Genomic DNA, 16,382 nt, shown 5'->3' with positions numbered 1-16,382 from the left:
GCCGAGGATGGTGCGCGGCAGCCGATCGACGCGCGCTGCCGCATGTGTCCCGTCCCCATTGTCTTCCCCGGGCCGCAGGCTTCCTTCAGGCATGCCCCCGGCCCGGGGTGCTCAACGCCGCACCAGCACAGGGAGTCACCGCCGTGAAGGCACTCGTCAAGCAGAAGGCCGAGCCGGGACTCTGGCTGATGGACGTGCCGGAGCCGGAGATCGGCCCCTCGGACGTACTGATCAAGGTGCTCCGCACCGGCATCTGCGGAACCGACCTGCACATCCGCAACTACGACGGCTGGGCGCAGCAGGCCGTCCGCACCCCGCTCGTCCTCGGTCACGAGTTCGTCGGCGAGGTCGCCGCGACCGGCGCGGACGTCGTCGACATCGCCGTCGGCGACCTGGTCAGCGGCGAGGGCCACCTCGTCTGCGGCAAGTGCCGCAACTGCCTGGCCGGCCGCCGCCACCTGTGCCGCTCCACGCTCGGCCTCGGCGTCGGGCGGGACGGCGCCTTCGCCGAGTACGTCGCCCTGCCCGCGTCCAACGTCTGGGTGCACCGCACCCCCGTCGACCTCGACGTGGCCGCGATCTTCGACCCGTTCGGCAACGCCGTGCACACCGCGCTGTCCTTCCCGCTGGTCGGCGAGGACGTCCTGATCACCGGCGCCGGACCGATCGGCATCATGGCCGCCGCCGTCGCCCGGCACGCCGGCGCCCGCCACGTCGTCATCACCGACGTCAGCGAGGCCCGCCTCGAACTGGCCCGCAAGCTCGGAGTGAGCCTCGCCCTGAACGTCGCCGAGGAGACCATCGCCGACGGCCAGAAGCGGCTCGGACTGCGCGAGGGCTTCGACGTCGGCCTGGAGATGTCCGGCCGCCCCGAGGCGATGCGCGACATGATCGCGAACCTGACGCACGGCGGGAAGGTCGCCATGCTGGGACTGCCGTCCGAGGAGTTCGCCGTCGACTGGTCCCGCATCGTCACCTCGATGATCACCATCAAGGGCATCTACGGCCGCGAGATGTACGAGACCTGGTACGCCATGTCCGTCATGCTGGAGGGCGGCCTCGACCTCGCCCCCGTCATCACCGGCCGGTACGGCTACCGCGACTTCGAGGCGGCCTTCGACGACGCGGCGAGCGGCCGCGGCGGCAAGGTCATCCTCGACTGGACCTCCTGACCACCCGTATCCAGCCCACGAGCCGGGAGACACCCCTCATGTTCGACTCCGTCCGCGACGACCTGCGCACCACCCTCGACGAGATCCGGGCCGCCGGTCTCCACAAGCCCGAGCGCGTCATCGGCACCCCGCAGTCCGCGTCGGTCGCCGTCACCGCGGGCGGCCGCCCCGGCGAGGTGCTCAACTTCTGTGCCAACAACTACCTGGGCCTAGCCGACCACCCCGAGGTGATCGCCGCCGCCCACGAGGCGCTGGACCGCTGGGGCTACGGCATGGCCTCGGTCCGCTTCATCTGCGGCACCCAGGAGGTCCACAAGGAGCTGGAGCAGCGCCTCTCCGCGTTCCTCGGCCAGGAGGACACGATCCTCTACTCCTCCTGCTTCGACGCCAACGGCGGTGTCTTCGAGACCCTGCTCGGCCCGGAGGACGCGGTCATCTCCGACGCCCTCAACCACGCCTCCATCATCGACGGCATCCGCCTCTCCAAGGCCAAGCGGTACCGCTACGCCAACCGTGACATGGCCGACCTGGAGACCCAGCTCAAGGAGGCGTCCGGCGCCCGCCGCCGGCTCGTCGTCACCGACGGCGTCTTCTCCATGGACGGATACGTCGCACCGCTGCGCGAGATCTGCGATCTGGCCGAGCGCTACGACGCCATGGTCATGGTCGACGACTCGCACGCCGTGGGCTTCGTCGGCCCCGGCGGCCGCGGCACCCCCGAGCTGCACGGCGTGATGGACCGGGTCGACATCATCACCGGCACCCTCGGCAAGGCGCTCGGCGGCGCCTCCGGCGGCTACGTCGCGGCCCGCGCCGAGATCGTCGCCCTGCTGCGCCAGCGCTCCCGCCCGTACCTCTTCTCCAACTCCCTCGCCCCGGTCATCGCGGCGGCCTCGCTGAAGGTCATCGACCTGCTGGAGAGCGCCGGGGACCTGCGCGAGCGGCTCAACGCCAACACCGAGCTGTTCCGCACCCGGATGACCGCCGAGGGCTTCGACATCCTGCCCGGCGACCACGCCATCGCCCCAGTCATGATCGGGGACGCGGCTGAGGCGGGCCGGATGGCGGAACTGCTCCTGGAGCGCGGGGTCTACGTGATCGGCTTCTCGTACCCCGTCGTCCCGCAGGGCGCGGCCCGCATCCGCGTCCAGCTCTCCGCGGCGCACTCCACCGAGGACGTGAACCGGGCCGTCGACGCCTTCGTCGACGCGCGGGCCGCTCTGGGGGAGTAGCCCCCGTCCAGGTCGGGGCATCCGTCGTGACCTGGGACAATGGGTGCATGATCGATGTACGGCGGCTGCGTGTCCTCCGTGCGGTGGCCGACCACCGCACGGTGACCGCGGCCGCCGCCGCGCTCTACCTCACCCCCTCCGCGGTCTCCCAGCAGCTCGCCGCGCTGGAGCAGGAGACCGGGCACCGGCTGGTCGAGCGGGGCGCGCGCGGCGCCCGGCTGACCTCCGCCGGGGAGATCCTGCTCACCCACACCAACGCGGTCCTCGCCCAGCTGGAGCGGGCCGAGGCGGAGCTGGCCGCCTACAGCGCGGGGGACGCCGGCACGGTCACCGTCGCCGCGTTCGCCACCGGCATCGGCCTCGTCCTCGCCCCTGCCATCGCCGAGCTGGGCCGCACCGCCCCCGGCATCCGGGTCCGGGTCCAGGACGCGGAGGGCGACGCGAGCGTCCCGATGGTCCTGGACCGGCAGGTCGACGTGGCGGTGGCCGTGGAGTACCGGGGCGCCCCCGGCGACGACGACCGGCGGCTGACCCGGGTGCCGCTCTACTCCGAGCCGTTCGACGCGGTGCTGCCGCTCGGCCACGCGCTGGCGGGCCGGGACCAGGTGGCCATCGCCGACCTGGAGAAGGACGCCTGGATCGGCCCGTACCCCGGCAACCCCTGTCACGACGTGGTGGTCCTGTCCTGCGAGTTCGCCGGGTTCCAGCCCAGGATGGAGCACTCCTCGGACGACTTCCGGGCCGTGGTCGCGCTCGCCGGGGCGGGCGCCGGGGTGGCCCTGGTGCCGCGCTCCGCGCTGCTCGGGATGGAGTTGGGCGGGGTGGTGGTGCGCCCGGTCGAGGGCAACGCGCCGACCCGCCGGGTCTTCGCCGCGGTACGGCAGGGCGCGGCGGGCCACCCGCTGATCGCCCCGGTGCTCGACGCCCTGGCCGCCGCCGCGGTACGGGAAGGGGCCCTGCCGCTGCCCGCGTCGCCGTGAGCCGGGCAGCGGCAGAGTGCCCGGAATCTTGTCGGCCCGTTCGACCCGGAGGGACTGGCAACTCACCGAACCGGCTGCGTCAACGGCTCACATAGAAGAGGGAGAGCCCGAGAAACACCGCCAGTGCGACGGTCCCCTGCAAGGTCCAGGGGCCGGACGCCTCTTCGTAGGGCACGTCCGGATCGCTCAGCATGTCGCGCAGTGCCTTGCGGTGTCCCAGAACCCCGACGGGGACCGTGAGGACCAGCCCGCAATACACGGGGAGAATTTCCGTGAAGGCTTCACCGAATTCAACGCAGTATCCCGTGATCGCCGCGAATATTATCAGTGGGCCGAGCGAGACGAATATTCTGTGGTTCCTGGTCGGCATGGCTGGAAGTACGACAGCGAACCAGATCGCGACGCAGGCCGCCGAGAAGAGCCACCACAGCGGCGAATTCTGCAATGCCATTCGCTTTTCCTCACTGATAGGAAAGGCGGTGAGATGTCATCGCCGCCCCCTGCCGGTCGCCGGTTATGCGGTGAACCGCCCCAAAACAGAGGGAACTGTGTCGTGGACCTCCTGATCGCGGCCTTCCCCACGTTGCGCACCATCTGGGAGGCCGCCAGGCTGCCTACACCTCCCCAGGCCGATGGTGAGAGCGATACCGGCCACGGAACCCACGAAATCAGAACTCCCCCATACATGGGCCTTGGCATTGTACAAGGCGCTGAATCCGGCGAGGACATCTGGGTGTCCGACCGGCTGCACACCGGCCCGTGACACGGTGACGGAGGTCGGCGCCACCACCGTGGGCATCGACCGGGACGGCGGCAGCATCTGCGAGGGCGACGTCGGCGGCCCCGCGCCGCGCGAGAAGGACGGCGGCGTCGAACTCGCCGCAGTGCACAGCGCGTCGTGGCAGGCCGGCTGTCTCTGGTCGGACGAGACGCGCTCCAGCGCTGTGGAGACAGGTCTGGACGACATCGTCGACTAGGTCCAGCAGGTCCACGCTCTGCCAGGGAAGAGCCCGGTCGTGTACGCGGACTTCAACAAGGACGGCAGGGACGATGTCGCGATCTTCTACGACGGGGGCACCTCCGGAACCGGCCGGGTCTCCTCGCTGTTCACCAGCACCGGTACCGGGATGAAGGCGCCTGTCAAGCACTGGACCGGCAGCGTCGTCTGATCGGACGCCGACCCGCTCCGATCGTCGCCACGACGGCGCCCGACCCCGGAAACGAACCGTTCGGGGCCGGGCGCCGTCGTGCGTCCGCGAGCTGCGACGGCGGTCGAGTTGCCGCCCCGGACGGCGCGCCTCAGCCCCGTCGGCGTACCAGGAGGGGCCCGAGCGTCCCCGCGGCCGCCGCGGCCGTCACGGCCAGGGCGAGCAGCCCGTACTCCGCCGGCGGCAGATACGGGGGAGAACCGGCCGCGGACACCGCGAACGCTGTCAGGGGGACCGCCGCGACCACCGTGCCGACCACCAGCCCGGCCACCGTCACCAGCCCGGTCTCCAGCACCAGCGTCCGGAGCAGCTGTCCGCGCCCCGCCCCGGCGGTCCGCAGCAGCCGGAGCTCGGCCCGGCGCCCCACCGTGATCAGGGACAACGTGCTCACCACCGCGAACAGTGCGAACCCGCCGATCACCCAGACCCCCACCACGGTGACCGCGTCGTCCCCGGCCGGTACCGGCGGGGCGATCCGGACGTCGTCGGCGGTCGCGGTCCCGACCGTCACCCCGGTGTACGGGGCGAGCGCCCGCCGGAGCGCGGCGGCCGTGGCGGCCGAGGGGGTGTCGTCCGCCGTGCGGACCAGCACCGAGCGGTCGCGGGGGACGTCTACATGGCCGGCCAGCGCCTCGCGCGGCAGCAGGAACTCGCCGATCCCCAGTGCCCGTTCGTACAGTGCCACCACCCGGAGCCGGACCTGGGCGCCGTCGCCGAGCCGGAGCCGTACGGTGTCGCCGGGGCCGACGCCGAGGTCCCCGGCCCGGTCGGTGCCGACGGCCACGGTGTCCCGGCCGGTGAGGTCCGCCAGGTCGCCCGAGACGACCCCGGGGTCGAGGGTGCCGGACAGTCCGTCCGCCGCCACCCCGAGCACCGGGAACCGGTCGATCTTCGGGTCACCCAGTTCCTGATGGGCGAGGACGACGGTGGAGCGCAGCACCCCGGTCGCCGCCACCACCCCCGGCGTTTCGCATACGGCCCGGACCGCCCCGTCCGGCAGCCCGGCGGCCGGGCTCGTCACCACCAGACCGGCCCGCAGCGCGGCGGCGGCCTGCCGGTCGGCGGCCCGTTCCAGCGTCGCGCCCGCCGCCAGCTGGACGCAGACGAACGCGACGGCCAGCACGATCGGGGTGAGCGCCGCACCCAGCCGACGGTGGTGCGCCGCGGCCGACCGCGCGGCCAGGAACCCGGGCGCCCCGCCCAGCCACCGCACCGGCGGACCGCCCACCCGCACCGCCCCGCGCGCGATCCACGGCCCGAGCAGCGCCACCGCGACGACCAGCGAGGTCGCCGCCCCCGAGGCGGCCACCGCGGCCGCCTGGCCGCCCTGTGCCGTGGCCGCCCCGGCCGCACCCAGCCCCGACACCGCCAGCACCGCCCCGGCGGCCGTCCGGACCTTCCCCGGCGCGCCCGGCTCCGAAGCCCCGGCCGTACCCGGCGCGGCGGCGGGCCGGGCCGAGGTGCCGGACCGGGCCGCGAGCACCGCGACCGGGCGGGCCGCGAGCGCGACCACCGCTCCGCCCACCACCGCCGCGACCGGCGGCAGCCACCACGGCACCGGCAACGGCAGTGCGTCCGTGGCCAGCAGCGACCGCATCCACAGCCCCAGCGGGATCGCCCCGACACCGCCCACCACCGCCGCCGCGACGGCGACCCGGCCCACCTCGCGGCCCACCGCCGACCGCAGCTGACGGGGTGTCGCCCCGACCGCCCGCAGCAGTGCCAGTTCGCCGGAGCGCTGGTGGACCGCCTGGGCGATGGCGGTGGCGATCACCAGGAGCGCCACCATGAAGACCGTCCCGGTGACCGAGGCGAGCAGCGGAAGCAGCTCGTCCCGGGCGGCGAGCGCGTCCGGCTGCCCGGCCCGCCCGCGCTCCGCACCGGTCAGCACCCGGACCGCCGGGGCGCCGGAGTCCCGGCCCGCCCAGGCCCGTTCCAGCGACGCCCGCAACGCGTCCGACGACACCCCAGGCCTCGCCAGCACCCCGACCGCGTCGACCGTTCCCGGGTGCCTGGCCAGGGCGGTGAGGTGGCGTCCGGTCAGGAAGGCGGCGGGGGAGCCCCCGGACCGGCCGCCGCCGTCGGCGATCCCGCTGACGGTGTACGTTCGGGGCGCCCCGCCCGTCTGGAGGGTCACCCGGTCCCCGGTCCGGCCCCCGGTGGCCGCCGACAGCGCCCCGTCCAGGACCACCTCCGCGTCCGACCGGGGCGGGCGGCCCGCCGTCAGCCGGTACGGGGCGAGCGCGGCGGCCGCCCAGGAACGGCCGAGTGCCGGGGCCGCGCCCCGCGACCCGGCCGCCGTCACCGGGACCGTGTCGTCCGCGACGGCCCGCGCCACCCCGGGCGTGGCGGCGGCCCGCGCGACCACGGAGCGCTCCAGCCGCACCCGTTCCGGCAGATACGTCGTCACCGTCCTCGGCTCGCTGCCCCACGGCTTCGCGGTGTACGTCACCCGCTGTTCGGCCACCACCACCGCGTCGGCCCCCGCGTACCGTCCCACCGGCGGCTCCACCACCAGCAGTACGCCCACGACCAGCGCGAACGCGCCGACCAGCGCGGCTGCCGCCGCCGTCGCCGCGAACACCGGCGCCCAGGACCGGCGCCGCGCCGCCAGCGAACGCCGGGCGAGGAACTCCGAGGCCCGCCGCATCCCGGCCCGTGCCTCGGCCCCCGAAACCCCGGCCGCCTCCTTCTCCCGCACTCTCATCGCAGCCGGCCGCCGTCCATGGTCAGCACGGTCTCCGCCCGGGCCGCCGCCACCGGGTCATGGGTGACCATCACGACCGTACGGCCGTCGATCCGCACCGCGTCCTCCAGCAGCCCGAGCACCAGCTCCGCCGACGCGGGGTCCAGGGCGGCGGTCGGCTCGTCCGCGAAGACCACCTCGGGGGCGGTCACCAACGCCCGTGCCACCGCGATCCGTTGCTTCTCCCCGCCGGAGAACGCCGCCGGGTCCTGCCCGCCGCGCCCCGCCAGACCGACCCGGGCCAGCAGCTCCCGTCCCCGGGCCAGCACCCGCTCGTCCGCCGGGCCGGCGCCCGCCAGCACCAGCGGCAGCACGACGTTCTCCTCGACGTTCAGCGACGGCACCAGATTCAGGGCGTGCGATGGGAAGACGAACCCGATCCGGTCCCGCCGGAACCGGGTCAGCGCCGCCTCCGACAACGGGCCGAGATCGGTCGACCCGATCCGCACCGTCCCCGACGTCGGCCGGTCCAACCCCGCCGCACACCGGAGGAACGTGCTCTTCCCCGAGCCCGAGGGGCCCACCACCGCGGTGAAGCTCCCCGCCGGGACCACACAGCTGACCGCGTCCAGCGCCACCGTCCCCCGGCCCGGCCCACCATGGCGCCGGCTCACCGCCTCCAGGCGCAGCGCGGCCCCCCGCACCGCCGTCATCGTCTCCGCCACTACCCCGGCTCCTTCGCTCGGCACACCCTGTGACCTGCGTCAACGCTAGGAACAGCGGCGGAGTGGGACGAGAGAGCGGATACCCGGAACGGGGGTACAGCCCGCTCCACCACGGCCGGGGAGCGGGTACCCCTCCGGCGTACCGCGGACCCCCGTAACCTGGCATGTCATGAGCAGTGCCACTTCCCCCGCCACCCCGCTGGCCGCCGCCGTCCGGCGTTCCTGGGACGCCTCGCGCTATCTGGGCATCGGGATCGGCGTCGCGCTGCTCGCCTATGTGGGGACGTTCCTGGTGGTGGCCGTGATGATCTTCGCCGCCGTGCTGATCGGGCTGCCCGCGCTGCCGGAGGCCGCCAAGGTGCTGCGCCGGTGCGCGGAGTGGGAGCGGCGCCGGGCGGCGGCCCGGCTGGGCCTCGCGTTCGTCCCCACCTCGTATCCGCCGCTGGACAGCGACGAACTCTCCGAACGGGTCCGGCGGGTGCTCACCGACCCGACCGTCTGGCGCGACGCCCTCTGGCTGCCCGTCCAGGCCCTCATGGGCAACGCCCTCGGCTATCTCGCGATGGTGCTGTGGCCGGTGGGGCTGCTGGTGGACGGGGCAGGGCTGACGGTCCTGCACCTGCTGGACCGGCGGGGCGCCGACGAGTACGGCACCCCGCCGCCCCCGCGGACCGGCTGGGTGCTGCGCTGGCACGGGGTCCTCGCGGACCTGTCGGCGAGCTGGACCCGGTCGCTGCTGACCACCTCGCCGTCGGGCGCGCTCGCCGAACGGATCGCCCAGCTGACCGAGAGCCGGGCGGGCGCGGTCGAGGCGCACGGCGCCGAACTGCGCCGCATCGAACGCGACCTCCACGACGGCGCCCAGGCCCGGATCGTCGCCCTGTCCCTCCGCATCGGCCTGGCCCGGCAGCTCCTGGACCACGACCCGGCCGCCGCCCGGGTCCGGCTGGACGAGGCGCAGGACGGGGCGGAGGCCGCCCTCGCCGAACTGCGCCACGTGGTGCGCGGCATCCACCCCCCGGTCCTCACCGACCGGGGACTGGGCGGCGCGGTCCGGGCCCTGGCCGCCGACGCGGGCGTACCGGTCGCCGCCGAACTGGACGGGGTCGAGGACGGGCGCAGACTCCCGGCCGCCATCGAGGCCGCCGCGTACTACGTCATCGCCGAGGCGCTCACCAACATCGGCAAGCACAGCGGGGCGACCGCCGCCACCGTGCGCCTGCGGCGCACCCCCGGCACCCTGCGCGTGACCATCGGCGACAATGGGCGCGGCGGCGCGGCGGAACGGTACGGCACGACACCGGAGCGGCCCGCCACCGGGGGCGCCCACCTGGGCGGTTCCGGCAGCGGGCTGGCCGGCATCCGGCGGCGGATCGCCGCCCTGGACGGAACCACCCGCATCAGCAGCCCCGTCGGGGGGCCGACGGAGATCGAGGTGGAGCTGCCGTGCGGATCGTGATCGCCGAGGACAACGCGTTGCTGCGGGAGGGGCTGATCCTGCTGCTCACGAGTGCCGGCCACGAGGTGGTGGCCGATGCCGCGACCGGGCCCGAGGTGCTGCCCGCCCTCCTGGAACACCGCCCGGACGCCGCCGTCCTCGACGTACGGCTGCCGCCCACCTTCCGCGACGAGGGGCTGCGCGCCGCGCTCGCCGCCCGGGAGAAGCTGCCCGAACTGCCGATCCTGGTCCTCTCCCAGTACGTCGAGGAGACGTACGCCGCCGAACTGCTCGCCCAGGGCGCCCAGGGCATCGGCTACCTCCTGAAGGACCGGATCGGCCGCGTCGACCAGTTCCTCCAGGCCCTGGACCGGGTCGCGACCGGGGGCACCGCGCTCGACCCCGAGGTGGTGACCCAGCTCCTCACCCGCAAATCGACCGCCACCCCGCTGCGCAGCCTCACCCCGCGCGAACGCGAGGTGCTGGAGCTGATGGCCCAGGGCAAGGCGAACGGCACCATCGCCGCCGAACTCGTCGTGACGGAGCGGGCGGTGAGCAAGCACATCGGCTCGATCTTCGCCAAGCTCGGCCTGGAGCCCGACGACGGCACGGTGCACCGCCGGGTCCTGGCGGTGCTCGCCTACCTGGAAGGCAGGGGCGCCTGAGCGCCTGCCGGGCGGCGGCCCGGTCCGCTCGCGTCCGCCCGCCCGGACGGGCAGGATGCTGTACGCCGTGTGCCGTAGCGCCAGGAGGTAGGTCCCCGCATGTCCAGCCAGAGCCAGCCCGTACCGTTCACCGCCGACGACTACCGGGCCCGAATGGAGCGGGCGGCCGACGCCGCCGCCGGGGCCGGGCTCGCCGGGGTGCTCGTCGCGCCCGGCCCCGACCTCGTCCACCTCACCGGCTACCAGCCGGTGAACACCGAACGCCTCACCCTGCTGGTCCTCCGGGCCGGGCAGGACCCGGTGCTCGTCGTCCCGACGCTGGAGGCCCCGGACGCCGGGGCGGCCGTCGGCGCCCCCGCCCTCACCCTGCGCGACTGGACCGACGGCACGGACCCGTACGCAGTCGCCGCCCCGCTGCTCGACGGGCGGGGCCGGTTCGCGGTCAGCGACAACGCCTGGGCGATGCATCTGCTCGGCCTCCAGCGCACCCTGCCGGACAGCTCCTACGTCTCGCTCACCGACGCCCTGCCGATGCTGCGCGCGGTGAAGGACGCCCACGAGCTGGAGCGGCTCGCCGCCGCCGGGGCCGCCGCCGACGCCACCTACGGAGAGATCCTCAAGGTGCGGTTCTCCGGCCGCAAGGAGACCGACATCGCCGCCGAACTGGCCGACCTGCTCAGGAGGTTCGGCCACTCCCAGGTCGACTTCACGGTCGTCGGCTCCGGCCCCAACGGCGCCAACCCGCACCACGAGGCGGGCGACCGCACCATCGAGCACGGCGACATGGTCGTCCTCGACTTCGGCGGTCTCAAGCACGGTTACGGCTCGGACACCTCCCGCACCGTCCACGTCGGCGAACCCACCGCCGAGGAGCAGCGGGTCCACGACATCGTCCGCGAGGCCCAGCGGGCGGGGTGCGACGCGGTCCGGCCGGGCGTCGCCTGCCAGGAGATCGATCGCGCCGCCCGCGCCGTCATCACCGAGTTCGGCTACGGCGAACGCTTCATCCACCGCACCGGCCACGGCATCGGCGTCACCACCCACGAACCGCCCTACATGATCGAGGGCGAGGAGCTGCCGCTGGTGCCCGGGATGTGCTTCTCGGTGGAGCCGGGCATCTACCTGCCGGGCCGGTTCGGCGTGCGGATCGAGGACATCGTGACCGTCACCGAGGACGGCGGCCGGCGCCTCAACACCACCGCCCGGGAACTGGCGGTCGTCGAGTAGGGGCTGTCCTGCCATCCCTGGCCGCCCGCCCGCCGGGGATGACGGGTCAGCTCTGGGGGAGCGGTTCGCCCGGTCAGCCGTCGGCCAGTACGACGCACGACTCCGGCGGCAGCCGCAGCAGCCCGTCGCCGCCCGGGGCCGCCACCGGCTCCCAGGCGGCGGCCACCCGGCCCCGGCCGCCGCCCAGCGGGATGTCGGCCGGCTCCCCGCCGAGGTTGACCGCGATCCGCAGCTCGCCCCTGCGGTACAGCAGCCAGCGCGCCCGCTCGTCGTGGGCGGTGCGCACCGACGCCAGGTCCGGGTCGCGCAGGTCGGGCAGGGCGCGGCGGAGCGCGATCAGCTCGCGGTACCAGGCGTGCAGCCGGGCGTGCGGCTCGCGGGCCGCCTCGTCCCAGTCCAGGCAGGAGCGGTCCCGGGTGGCCCGGTCCTGCGGGTCGGGCACCTGCTCCGCCGTCCAGCCGTGCGCCGCGAACTCCCGCCGCCGTCCCTCGCGCACCGCCTCGGCCAATCGCGGGTCGGTGTGGTCGGTGAAGTACTGCCAGGGGGTGCGCGCCCCCCACTCCTCGCCCATGAACAGCATCGGGGTGAACGGCCCGGTCAGCACGAGCGCCGCGGCGCACGCCAGCAGCCCGGGGGAGAGGGCGGCGGCGAGCCGGTCGCCCCGGGCCCGGTTGCCGATCTGGTCGTGCGTCTGGGCGTAGCCGACGAAGCGGTGGGCGGGGGTGCGGGCGGTGTCGACGGGGCGCCCGTGGGTGCGGCCCCGGAAGGCGGAGTACGTCCCGTCGTGGAAGAACACCCCGGTCATGGTGTGGGCGAGGGCGGCCAGCGGGGCCCGCGCGAAGTCCGCGTAGTAGCCCTGCGACTCACCGGTCAGCGCGGTGTGCAGGGCGTGGTGGAAGTCGTCGTTCCACTGCGCGTGCAGCCCGATGCCGCCCTGCGGGCGCGGGGCGGTGTCCCCGGGGTCGTTGCGGTCGGACTCGGCGATCAGCGGGAGGGGGTGGCCCAGCTCGGCGGCGAGCGCGTCCACGGCCGCGGACAGCTCCTCCAGATAGGTCAGCGCCCGTCCGTCGGCCAGGGCGTGCACCGCGTCGAGCCGGAGCCCGTCGAGCCGGTAGTCGCGCAGCCAGGCGAGCGCGCTGCCCAGCAGATACGCCCGCACCTCGTCGGAACCGGGGGCGTCGAGGTTGACCGCCGCACCCCACGGGGTGTGGTGCGTGTCGGTGAAGTACGGGCCGAAGGCCGGAAGATAATTGCCGGACGGGCCCAGATGGTTGTGGACCACGTCCAGGAGGACCGCGAGCCCGAGGCCGTGCGCCGCGTCGACGAAGCGCTTCAGCCCCTCCGGCCCGCCGTACGGCTCGTGCACGGCCCAGAGCGACACCCCGTCGTACCCCCATCCGTGGGTGCCGGGGAAGGGGCAGACCGGCATCAGCGACACATGGGTGACACCCAGTTCGGCGAGGTGCCCGAGCCGGGCCGCCGCGGCGTCGAAGGTGCCCTCCGGGGTGAACGTGCCGATGTGCAGCTCGTACAGGACGGCGTCCTGGAGCCCATGCCCCGGCCGCTCGGCGCGCCACGCGAAGCGGCCGTGGTCCACGACGGCGCTCTCCCCGTCCGGCCCGTCCGGCTGGCGGCGCGAGCGCGGATCGGGCAGCACCCGTACGCCGTCGGAACCGACCTCCCCGCCGTCGAGGACGAACCCGTAGCGGTCCCCGTCCGAGGCGTCGGCCGCCACCTCCCACCAGCCGTCCCGCCCGGGGACCCGCTCCATGGCCCGGGACCCGCCCCGCAGCCGCAGCTCCACCGAACCGGCCTTCGGGGCCCATACCTCGAACAGCATGCCGACGCTCCTCTTCTCCTCGCCCCCGTACCCCTCCGCCGCACAGCGACGATCACCCGCCCACGGCACTGGATCCACGCTGTTACCGGCGATTAAGGTCTGCTTCTGATCACTGCCCCCTCAGGTTCTGATCAATACGCACTTTCCGATCCGTCCGCACTTCCTCGTACGGCTGTGGAGGCCGAGATGACCGTGCCGTCGTTCCCGCCCGGCTTCCCCCCGGGCCACCGCGGCCGCACCCCCATGGCCCCGTACGACTGGTGCCGCGCGCGGAAGAGCGGCGGCGCGGGGTGCTGAGCACGGCCGACGCGTGGTGGTGGTCCCGGGCGGCACTCGGGATCTTCGTGCACTGGACGCCCGCCTCCGTGCCGGGCTGGGCCCCGCCACGCGTCCAGGCCGACCGGCTCCCGGCGGCGGCCCGCCGCGCGCCACTGGCCTGGACGCCGCACGCCGAGTGGTACGAGAACGGGCTCCGGTTCCCCGGCAGCCCCGTGGCCGCCCACCACCGCGCGACCTACGGCAGCCGCCCGTACGCCGCCTTCGGAGGCGACTTCCAGGACGCACTGACCGGCTGGGACCCGGCGGGCTGGGCCCGCGCCTTCCGCGCGGCGGGCGCCGGCTACGCCGTCCTGGTCGCCAAGCACCACGACGGCTTCTGCCTCTGGCCCTCCGCGATCACCAACCCGCACCGGGCCCGCTGGCACACCCGGCGCGATGTGCTCGGCGAGTTCGCCGAGGCGGTCCGCGCCGAGGGGATGCGGCTGGGGATCTGCTACTCCGCCGGGCTCGACTGGACCTTCGACGCCCGCCCCATAGGCACCGCCGCGCACGCCCGCGCGGCCGTCCCGCGCGGCGACTACCCCGCGTACGCCGGTGCGCAGCTGCGCGAGCTGATCCGCCGTTACCGTCCCGACCTGCTCTGGAACGACACCGTCTGGCCCGGCACGGACACCGACGTACGAGGGCTCACCGAGTACTACCGCTTCGCCGTCCCGCGCGGTGTCATGAACCGGCCGCTCACCCCGTACCGGTCCCTGCGGCTCCCCGGCGCCGGGCCCCCGTACGGCCTCACCCCCGGCGACGGCAGCGGCGCCTGCCACCACCGCGACTCCCCCCCGTCCGGACCGGACCCGGTGCGGGCGGGGCCGGACGGGGGCGGCGGGCGGCTCCTGGCCGTGGGGCCGCGCGGTGAGGACGCGACCATCCCCGGCCGGCAACTGCGACGACTGGAAGAGGCGGCCCGGGGCACCGGGCCGGGAGCTACGAGCGGTTGAGGCGGATGGAGTTGTCCGGGGTGAGGATCTCGGCGCTCCGGCCGCCCGCACGGACCCCGTTGGCGGGGCACCGGACGCCCGCTGCTCCGCCGTGCTTCTCGTAAGAAGGGCGCGGTGCCGAGGGCGCCGGCCGCGCGTGCGTCCGCTCCGGGCGGGGTCAGTCCCAGACCATGTCGAAGGAGCGCTCGAAGTTCACGTACCCGAGGCGGGCGAAGGACCGGGCCATCGGGACGTTGCCGAGGTCGGTGGAGGCCCGGATGCGCACCACGTCGTCCTGGGCGGCGAGGATCCGGGTGCCCTCGGCGAGGAGGTCGTCGATGTATCCGTGGCCGCGCTGTCCGGGGAGCACCCCGATGTAGGCGATGATCGGGTTGTAGTTGTTGCGGGCCGGTATCACGAAGCCGACCGGCTCGCCGTCGGGGAGTTCGGCGATCCGCCACCACGCGCGCGGGGTGCGGTAGTGCGCCAGCTCCTCGTCGTAGTGCTTCTCGGCGGCCTCGCGGGCGGTCAGTCCGGAGGCCAGGTCGGCCCGGCCGTGCGCGTCGAGGGTGCCCTCCATCACCGGGGTCATCAGCGCGAGGAGGTCCTCGCGGTCGGCGACCGGACGGAACCGGAGCCGCCCGCCGTCCTCGGGGACCGGCGTCCCGGCCCGCCACTCCAGCCGCAGCCGCTCGACCAGCATCCGTGCGCCGGAGCGTTCCATGACCCGGATCCGGGCCTCCACGATCTCCCGGGCGGCCGGGTCCTCCCGCCAGTCCGCCGGGACGTGGCGCCCGTACTCGGGCCTCGGCGCACCGGCCGGAACGACCGCCGCCGTCGCCGTCTCCAGCAGCCGCAGCCCCGCCTCCCCGCGCTCCGGCTCGGGCACCGTGTCGTCCAGGTCGAAGACGTCCAGGAGGAGGGGTGTCTCGCCGGTGTTGCTCCACCAGGCGAGCCGGGCCACCAGGCGCTCGCCGCTCAGCGCCACCCACATCCACTCGGGACGCCGCCGTCCCGAGGCGAGATCGTCGTCGAACTCGTGGTCGAACGCGTACGACAACCGCCGGAACAGGGCGAGTTCCTGCGGGTCGGTGAGCGGACGGATGGTCAGTTCCTGCGGCGCAGGTGTCATGCATGCTCCTCGAGCGGGCCGGAACAGCCGCCCGGTGTGCGCCGGGCGGTCTGCGGCGGCAGACAGTAGCAACGCGCCCGGGCCCGCGCGCGGGGATTTACCGGGCGCGGGCCCATGGCCGGGCGCGAGCCGGCCGGAGCCCGGCCTACCGCACCGTTTCTGGACACTGCGGGGAGGTCGGACCGACAATTGACCGCGTGACGTCCTCCTTCGAGTCCCACACGCACGCCGTGCGCCTGTCCGACGCCCAGCGCGACCGCGTGCTCGGCGTGCTCAGAGACGGCGCCGCGCAGGGCAAGTTGTCCCACGACACCTTCATGCGGCGCATGGAGCTGGCGCTCACCGCCCGCCGCCCCGAGGAACTGGCGGCGCTCACCGCCGACCTGGAGGGCGAGAGAGGCTTCTCACAGCGGGTACTCCGGGTCGTCGGCGGGGTCTCCGGTTTCCCCGGCCGGATACGCCGGGTCTGGCGGAACGAACGGCTCCCCAAACTCCTGCTCCCCGCCCCGAGCCCGCACCCCCTGCAGATCGGCCGCGATCCGGGGAACGGGCTGCGGCTCAACCACGAGACCGTCTCCCGGATGCACGCGCAGCTCATCGCGGCGCCCGGCGGCGGCTGGCTGCTGCGCGACCTCGGCTCGACCAACGGCACCTGCGTCAACGGCCGCCGGGTCACCGGCACGGTCCCGGTCGGCGCCGGTGACCAGGTGAGCTTCGGCCGGATGAGCTTCTGCCTCGCCGCCCCCGCCCCCACGCCCCCGGGCTGACCGACCGGACACGCCCCGGCCCGCCGCTCACCCGGACGGCCGTACGCCGACTGCGCC

16 protein-coding genes are annotated in these 16,382 nt (G+C 74.5%); 11 read left to right on the top strand and 5 right to left on the bottom strand.

Translation table 11 applies throughout. The features are described 5' to 3' along the window. Positions 1-143: 143 nt before the first annotated feature. Genes tdh through ACWC97_RS09860 form a run of 3 tightly spaced genes read left to right on the top strand, consistent with a single transcriptional unit; the run spans position 144 to position 3,384 of the window. Positions 144-1,172, top strand: a complete 1,029-nt coding sequence (tdh, locus tag ACWC97_RS09870) for an L-threonine 3-dehydrogenase (RefSeq protein ID WP_450648491.1) — start codon at positions 144-146, stop codon at positions 1,170-1,172. Between the two features lie 38 nt (positions 1,173-1,210). Then, positions 1,211-2,404 carry a glycine C-acetyltransferase gene (locus ACWC97_RS09865; protein ID WP_352273030.1) on the top strand — a complete coding sequence of 398 codons (1,194 nt, stop codon included), beginning with the start codon at positions 1,211-1,213 and terminating at the stop codon, positions 2,402-2,404. A 47-nt stretch (positions 2,405-2,451) separates the two neighbouring features. Continuing rightward, positions 2,452-3,384: a LysR family transcriptional regulator gene (locus ACWC97_RS09860; protein ID WP_352273029.1), complete on the top strand. Its 933-nt coding sequence runs from the start codon at positions 2,452-2,454 to the stop codon at positions 3,382-3,384. Positions 3,385-3,463: 79 nt separating this feature from the next. Here the strand turns inward: ACWC97_RS09860 and ACWC97_RS09855 are convergent, their stop codons facing one another. Then, positions 3,464-3,835 (bottom strand): hypothetical protein, encoded by a 372-nt coding sequence (locus ACWC97_RS09855; RefSeq protein WP_450648489.1) that lies wholly within the window; start codon positions 3,833-3,835, stop codon positions 3,464-3,466. Positions 3,836-3,937: 102 nt separating this feature from the next. Between ACWC97_RS09855 and ACWC97_RS09850 the strand changes: the two genes are divergently transcribed. From ACWC97_RS09850 to ACWC97_RS09840, 3 genes are read left to right on the top strand one after another with little or no spacing between them, the layout of a single operon-like run. After that, entirely contained in the window at positions 3,938-4,147 is a 210-nt protein-coding gene (locus ACWC97_RS09850) for a hypothetical protein (RefSeq protein ID WP_450648487.1), read from the top strand. A 4-nt stretch (positions 4,148-4,151) separates the two neighbouring features. Continuing rightward, complete coding sequence (locus ACWC97_RS09845; RefSeq protein WP_450648485.1) at positions 4,152-4,361, top strand: hypothetical protein; 210 nt, start codon at positions 4,152-4,154, stop codon at positions 4,359-4,361. A 39-nt stretch (positions 4,362-4,400) separates the two neighbouring features. Beyond that, a complete protein-coding gene (locus tag ACWC97_RS09840; protein WP_450648483.1) occupies positions 4,401-4,553 on the top strand; it encodes a hypothetical protein in 153 nt (50 codons plus the stop codon). A 130-nt stretch (positions 4,554-4,683) separates the two neighbouring features. Here ACWC97_RS09840 and ACWC97_RS09835 read toward each other — a convergent pair whose 3' ends face one another. Both ACWC97_RS09835 and ACWC97_RS09830 read right to left on the bottom strand, forming a co-directional pair. Next, positions 4,684-7,299, bottom strand: a complete 2,616-nt coding sequence (locus tag ACWC97_RS09835; RefSeq protein WP_450648481.1) for an FtsX-like permease family protein — start codon at positions 7,297-7,299, stop codon at positions 4,684-4,686. Continuing rightward, the gene (locus tag ACWC97_RS09830) at positions 7,296-7,991 is read right to left on the bottom strand and encodes an ABC transporter ATP-binding protein (protein WP_450648800.1); all 696 of its coding nucleotides are present in this window, start codon (positions 7,989-7,991) and stop codon (positions 7,296-7,298) included. The genes ACWC97_RS09835 and ACWC97_RS09830 overlap by 4 nt, the downstream gene beginning before the upstream one ends. Before the next feature lie 181 nt (positions 7,992-8,172). Between ACWC97_RS09830 and ACWC97_RS09825 the strand changes: the two genes are divergently transcribed. From ACWC97_RS09825 to ACWC97_RS09815, 3 genes are all read left to right on the top strand, one after another. Beyond that, entirely contained in the window at positions 8,173-9,462 is a 1,290-nt protein-coding gene (locus ACWC97_RS09825) for a sensor histidine kinase (RefSeq protein ID WP_352273023.1), read from the top strand. Beyond that, positions 9,450-10,106: a response regulator transcription factor gene (locus ACWC97_RS09820; RefSeq protein WP_352273022.1), complete on the top strand. Its 657-nt coding sequence runs from the start codon at positions 9,450-9,452 to the stop codon at positions 10,104-10,106. The genes ACWC97_RS09825 and ACWC97_RS09820 overlap by 13 nt, the downstream gene beginning before the upstream one ends. Before the next feature lie 99 nt (positions 10,107-10,205). Further along, complete coding sequence (locus ACWC97_RS09815; protein WP_352273021.1) at positions 10,206-11,333, top strand: aminopeptidase P family protein; 1,128 nt, start codon at positions 10,206-10,208, stop codon at positions 11,331-11,333. 73 nt (positions 11,334-11,406) lie between these two features. Here the strand turns inward: ACWC97_RS09815 and treZ are convergent, their stop codons facing one another. Beyond that, on the bottom strand, positions 11,407-13,173 hold the full coding sequence (gene treZ / locus ACWC97_RS09810) for a malto-oligosyltrehalose trehalohydrolase (RefSeq protein WP_450648478.1): 1,767 nt from the start codon (positions 13,171-13,173) through the stop codon (positions 11,407-11,409). 260 nt (positions 13,174-13,433) lie between these two features. Here treZ and ACWC97_RS09805 point away from each other — a divergent pair, with 260 nt between their 5' ends. Continuing rightward, positions 13,434-14,447, top strand: coding sequence for an alpha-L-fucosidase (locus tag ACWC97_RS09805; protein ID WP_450648476.1), 1,014 nt, complete (start codon positions 13,434-13,436; stop codon positions 14,445-14,447). Between the two features lie 157 nt (positions 14,448-14,604). Here the strand turns inward: ACWC97_RS09805 and ACWC97_RS09800 are convergent, their stop codons facing one another. Then, the gene (locus ACWC97_RS09800) at positions 14,605-15,558 is read right to left on the bottom strand and encodes a GNAT family N-acetyltransferase (RefSeq protein ID WP_352273017.1); all 954 of its coding nucleotides are present in this window, start codon (positions 15,556-15,558) and stop codon (positions 14,605-14,607) included. 197 nt (positions 15,559-15,755) lie between these two features. On the opposite strand from ACWC97_RS09800, the gene ACWC97_RS09795 reads away from it, so the two are divergent. Then, entirely contained in the window at positions 15,756-16,325 is a 570-nt protein-coding gene (locus ACWC97_RS09795) for an FHA domain-containing protein (protein WP_450648474.1), read from the top strand. The last annotated feature ends 57 nt before the right edge of the window (positions 16,326-16,382 follow it).

The sequence above is a fragment of the Streptomyces sp. NPDC001108 genome, assembly GCF_053598535.1.
The sequence above is the reverse complement of the archived record's forward strand: the minus strand, read 5'-3'. Positions and strand labels throughout refer to the sequence as shown.

Excerpts from the sequence above, each read along its gene's own strand:
- ACWC97_RS09865 (WP_352273030.1), top strand. The coding sequence starts at position 1,211 with ATGTTCGACTCCGTCCGCGACGACCTGCGCACCACCCTCGACGAGATC.
- ACWC97_RS09815 (WP_352273021.1), top strand. The coding sequence starts at position 10,206 with ATGTCCAGCCAGAGCCAGCCCGTACCGTTCACCGCCGACGACTACCGG.
- treZ (WP_450648478.1), bottom strand. The coding sequence starts at position 13,173 with ATGCTGTTCGAGGTATGGGCCCCGAAGGCCGGTTCGGTGGAGCTGCGG.
- ACWC97_RS09830 (WP_450648800.1), bottom strand. The coding sequence starts at position 7,991 with ATGACGGCGGTGCGGGGGGCCGCGCTGCGCCTGGAGGCGGTGAGCCGG.
- ACWC97_RS09800 (WP_352273017.1), bottom strand. The coding sequence starts at position 15,558 with ATGACACCTGCGCCGCAGGAACTGACCATCCGTCCGCTCACCGACCCG.
- ACWC97_RS09825 (WP_352273023.1), top strand. The coding sequence starts at position 8,173 with ATGAGCAGTGCCACTTCCCCCGCCACCCCGCTGGCCGCCGCCGTCCGG.
- ACWC97_RS09855 (WP_450648489.1), bottom strand. The coding sequence starts at position 3,835 with ATGGCATTGCAGAATTCGCCGCTGTGGTGGCTCTTCTCGGCGGCCTGC.
- ACWC97_RS09860 (WP_352273029.1), top strand. The coding sequence starts at position 2,452 with ATGATCGATGTACGGCGGCTGCGTGTCCTCCGTGCGGTGGCCGACCAC.
- ACWC97_RS09835 (WP_450648481.1), bottom strand. The coding sequence starts at position 7,299 with ATGAGAGTGCGGGAGAAGGAGGCGGCCGGGGTTTCGGGGGCCGAGGCA.